Origin of the sequence: Streptomyces sp. NPDC005181, from assembly GCF_040608395.1 — a bacterium.
Taxonomy (GTDB): Bacteria; Actinomycetota; Actinomycetes; order Streptomycetales; family Streptomycetaceae; genus Streptomyces.
The window spans coordinates 1-4,569 of sequence record NZ_JBEXID010000199.1; the positions used below are offsets into that span (position 1 = coordinate 1).

Here is a 4,569-nt window from a genome sequence, read left to right on the forward strand (position 1 = left end):
GACACCCCCGCTCCGACAGCCGCTGACCACTCGGTCACCAGCCGTCACCACACACCCGAAACCGTCACACGCTGCGGTCGCACTGAATGTTTGCCTCGACGTCTGTGCTTGGTGAGTAGAACGGCCGGTCTGCGGCAATGCGGTCGGTGTGGAGGGTGCCCGTCCAGCACCAAGTCCACCTTCGGTGCGGGGGCCGCCACCGTCTGCCAGTGAGAGGGCGAGGTCGGCCAGGACCTCGACAACCGTGAGGGTGCGCGGCCGGGCTGCGCGCCTGAGTTCTTTGAGGACTCGATAGAGGTTGTCCGCGTCGATGAGCACTCTTGTTACGGGTGTGAGCACCTCGGAGGCCGCCCGCTCCATCGCCCCGACAGGAGATCGGCCACGCGGGCCGCGAGAGTGCGAAGGCAGTCTCCGCGTGCCAGGAGATCACCGGGATCGTCGCACTTCACACACACGTCGACTGGTCGGCCGGGTATGCCGCACGTCGCGCACAAGCCCTCGCCATCGGGGTGTCCGCCGGGCGAGGATGCCCGGCTGCCCGTAGGGGGCGCAGGGGTTCGGCGTTGCACGGCTGCGTCGGTGGCAGGAGCCGCAGACTGGGCCCAGAGGCCAGAGGGTCTTGGTCGGCTTGGATCGGCCTCAGATACCGCAGATGTGGTTCGGCCGTGGAATGCGGTTCAGGCAGTGAAAGGACCCTTTCCGCCGCGGATGTGATGTCCGCGGCGAACGAGCGCGCAGACACTGCACTCCTTCTCCCGGCCCCGCAGCATGCATGCACTGCTTGAAGGTGTCCGGCCGGCTTTCGTTGGCGCGCCAGACCGCAGCCGATAGCTACCGCTTGCTCGCAGCGGTCTCCGCCATTTGCGAGCGGCACCGCGAGATCGAATGAAACGGCGAGGTTTAGGGCTATGAAGAATTGGTCACGGAAGTTCCCGATTATTGTGACTTCGCGACCCTGGACAGGACGTACTCAGAAGCTCGCCGCTGCGACCGATTCTTGCGGGGTCGACGTTCCCGTCGAAAGAGTCGGAGCCGTTGAGGCGCGCGGACTAGATTTTTGATGGGCCATAACACCATCGGACGGTTCAAGGATGGTCAGACCCTTTGACCGCTGACTAGCCACGGGAGTTACGTATGGCATATGATAATCTGCTTATCGTTCTGACGGTAGCCGCTGGCGTCCCGTTCCTGCTCGCCGTGGTGCCTCGCATTCCTCTCCCCGGACCGGTCCTCGAGATTGTGGCCGGCATCGTCCTTGGCCCGGCGGTACTGAATGTGGTCCAGCCTGACGCGATCGTTCAGGCTTTGTCGATCATCGGCCTGAGCTTCCTGTTGTTCCTTGCCGGTCTCGAGATCGATATCCAGCAACTGCGCGGCCCGCAAGCGCGACTCGTTGGGATCGGTTTGGCCGGTACAATTTTCCTTGCTGCGGTTGTGGGCTGGTTGCTGAATGTCACTGGGCTGGTCGAAAGCCCACTACTGGTCGGCATCGCGTTGGTGGCCACGTCACTCGGGCTTCTGGTCCCGATCCTGAAGGATGCTGGCGCGGTTGACCGGCCGGTCGGCCAACTGACCATCGGTGGAGGCTCGGCAGGCGAGATCAGCGCTGTCGTGTTGCTGTCGCTGTTCTTCTCGGAGCATTCGTCAGGCCTGGCCTCCAGGCTATTGCTCTTGCTCAGCCTTGCCGGGTTGGCGGCACTTATCGTGGTGGCATCAGTTGGGGCAGGGCGCTCCACGTGGCTGTCGCGGGCTGTAGAGATGCTAGCGGACACGAGCGCCCAAGTCCGGGTCCGCTTGTCAATGGTCCTGGTTGTCGGGCTCTCCGCGATCGCCCTGCATCTAGGATTTGAGGCCGTCCTGGGCGCCTTCGTCGCTGGGGCCGTGCTGCGGCTCGTCGACCCCGACGCCGAACGGACCCACCCACAGTTCCACATCAAACTCGAGGGCCTCGGCTATGGATTCCTCATTCCGGTGTTCTTCGTTACGAGCGGTATCCAGTTTGACCTTGGAGCCCTGTTTGCCGACGCCGGGACGGTGCTGCGGGTACCGGTGTTCCTCGCCGCGCTCCTCCTCGTTCGTGGACTTCCGGCATTGGCCTACCGCAGTGCCGGACTCTCGCGCGCGGAGGTCGTGGCCAGCGGATTGCTGCAGGCCACCTCCCTACCGATCATCGTGGCGGCGACGACGATCGGTTTGAAGCTGGACGCTATCCGGCCGGAAAACGCTGCCGCGCTAGTGGCAGCCGGCCTGCTGTCGGTGATTATCTTTCCCCTGGTGGCGTTGCCGTTGCTGAGTACTCAAGCGAAAGGTCGTGATCTTCATCGTTGAGCGGATTGTCGTCATGCAGTGGCTGGCCTGAGACCGGGCCTGGTGGGGCGTCTCCCCCTGGACCAATCGACTCGGAACACGGTGTTGTGGACGGGTTGGTCGAGGAGCGTGATGAACAAGCGCCGGAAGTCGTTGCAGGTGAGTGGTATCAGGCCGTCTGGTGCGCGACGTGGGGCCACACCTCGAGAGCAGCCGATGGTGAATTCTCGGTACTCCGATGGCTGCGCAGCGACCGGAGCCGAACAGTAGGTCACTCTTGACCTCGACCGGGCAGAAGTTGTGCGACAGCCTCGCGGCATTCGCGCGAAGGTGCCGAGAGTGGCGGCGGATGCGGGTGGGGGTGAGCCGGTCCAGCGCACTTGACTTCTCAGGTTTCGCGTTCGGAGGAGGAGTGGGCTAGGGCCTGTCTCTTTGAGAGTTTTTAGGGGCGCCATTCGTTGCGGTAATCCGGGTGCTCGGCGTACGACGGCGCGAGGGCGCGAAGCGCGTAGGCAAGGCCGGCCGAGCGGGAGTCCGACGTATGCATGGCTTTGTAGTCCCGCGCCAGCATGTCGATGTGAAGTACATGGGAAGAACCTTGACGTGTCAACTAGATCCGAGGTGGCGTGGGCCCACCGTGCCGGGCCGGACCCTTCCCGCCCGATCGCTCCGCTCGTCCGTGGGCCCTCCAACGGGAAGCGATGGGGTTGGTCGGTCCGAGGAACGCACAGCTCCCCCGACCCAGGTGCGGGGATGGCTGGGGTCGGTTGCCCCGACGCCCTACCCGCCCGGGCCCGTGGCGGGGGCACGGAAAGGGACAGGCAGGCGTCAGCGTCAGCTCCGGCCGGGGGGAAGGCGGTTGACGGTCCTGCCGAACCAGCGGGTGTCGGTATGCACTTCCTCCCTACTACGCGGCGCCACTGACCACCACACCCAGGAACCCTTCGTGTCGTCCAGGAGCGCAGACATCGACTTCACGTTCACGCGCGAGGTCACGGTCCGCACCACCGCCGACGCCCCGACCACCACAGGGTGGTCGCTTGAGGAGCCTCTCGGCCTCTCATACGTCGTGAACGACAACAACGACTCGTACGACTGGCACTCCACCACCACCGACCGCGCAGCAGAAGTCCTGACCCTCCTGGACGCGCCCGAGAACACGGACTACCGCGTCGCCCTCTGCATCTACTCCACGCAAGCGGAAACCGGCGGTCAACTCCTCTTCTTCCCACGCCGCACAGCCAGCAGTTTCATCCCGACCATCAACAGGAGGAACTGTCCGGCTCGTACGCCGTCACCGACGTGGGCCGGTACCGGGCTGCGGATAGGACCGGCTATCCAACCAGCCGGAGCAACTGAGTCCGCCGAGGACATGGCGGCCTGCACCGCCGCTCACCGGGTCAGCAGCAGCCCGCAACCGTACGCCCGGCCATGACCGATGCCTTGCGTCATCGCGTCGACCAGTGCCGCCGCCTTGCCTCCCGCGGCGTTCTCGCCGCGAGTGCCGGATACCGCCTCATCGACAGCGGCGCGGCCACACTCTCCGACTGCGCCTTGGACTTCAACTCCCCTTTCCAGAGGGCAAGCGGGCGGTACGTTTACCTCGGGCTCATGGAGTAGCGCAGATATTGCCTCTGCATACGTGGCGAAGGTGGCCAAAATTTTGGGTTGATCTGCTTTGATCCTCAGATCAGGGCACTTCGATCACGCTAGCTTTGATTCGCACTTTCCGGGGTCCCCTGCGCTGCGGGTAACCGTTAGATCGCATGAAGTGTTGACGTGGGATATCTCCCACAAGGAGTGTCGATAGCGTCAGAACAATGAAGCCCCGCCAGTTACGTCCTGGCGGGACTTCCGGTTGGCCACCAAAGTCACCGCCCCCATCACGAAGATCACCGGGACCGTCTACGACGGCCTCGGACGCGGCACCCAGGTCTGGCTGTCCAACCGGCTGCGTATCCTCGGCGCCACACCGAACCACACCTCCGACTACCACCCGTCCAAGGACACCGCGCCCTCGTCCGGCGACGCCTCGTCAATCTGACCCAGTACGACACCCGCGGCCTGGTCAGCTCCACCCTGTCCGACATCTGGGACGCGGGCAGCGCACCGTCCAGCGCCCCTGCAACCGTCGAGGGCGGCCAGGCCCCCCTGTAGGTGGACACCACCCAGGGCCTCGGCGTGAAAACGGAATGAGCGGATTCGCCCCAACTGCCGTTGCTGGTGGGGTGGGTGACGACATGCGGCAGGCACGGTTGCCAG

The 4,569-nt window shown here is 64.6% G+C and carries 4 protein-coding genes; 2 read left to right on the forward strand and 2 right to left on the reverse strand.

What is annotated here, in order from left to right:
• The first annotated feature begins 1,134 nt into the window (after positions 1-1,134).
• Entirely contained in the window at positions 1,135-2,328 is a 1,194-nt protein-coding gene (locus ABZV38_RS39700; protein WP_356333746.1) for a cation:proton antiporter, read from the forward strand.
• Between the two features lie 421 nt (positions 2,329-2,749).
• On the opposite strand, the gene ABZV38_RS39705 is transcribed toward ABZV38_RS39700, so the two are convergent.
• Together ABZV38_RS39705 and ABZV38_RS39710 are read right to left on the reverse strand one after the other, a co-directional pair.
• The gene (locus ABZV38_RS39705; protein ID WP_356333749.1) at positions 2,750-2,878 is read right to left on the reverse strand and encodes a DUF6221 family protein; all 129 of its coding nucleotides are present in this window, start codon (positions 2,876-2,878) and stop codon (positions 2,750-2,752) included.
• Between the two features lie 821 nt (positions 2,879-3,699).
• Positions 3,700-3,759 carry a type I-E CRISPR-associated protein Cas6/Cse3/CasE gene (locus ABZV38_RS39710; protein WP_356333753.1) on the reverse strand — a complete coding sequence of 20 codons (60 nt, stop codon included), beginning with the start codon at positions 3,757-3,759 and terminating at the stop codon, positions 3,700-3,702.
• A gap of 406 nt (positions 3,760-4,165) precedes the next feature.
• Here ABZV38_RS39710 and ABZV38_RS39715 point away from each other — a divergent pair, with 406 nt between their 5' ends.
• Positions 4,166-4,351 carry a hypothetical protein gene (locus ABZV38_RS39715; protein ID WP_356333751.1) on the forward strand — a complete coding sequence of 62 codons (186 nt, stop codon included), beginning with the start codon at positions 4,166-4,168 and terminating at the stop codon, positions 4,349-4,351.
• Positions 4,352-4,569 lie beyond the last annotated feature (218 nt).

Coding starts and splice junctions, on each gene's coding strand:
- ABZV38_RS39705 (WP_356333749.1), bottom strand. CDS start 2,878: ATGCTGGCGCGGGACTACAAAGCCATGCATACGTCGGACTCCCGCTCG.
- ABZV38_RS39700 (WP_356333746.1), top strand. CDS start 1,135: ATGGCATATGATAATCTGCTTATCGTTCTGACGGTAGCCGCTGGCGTC.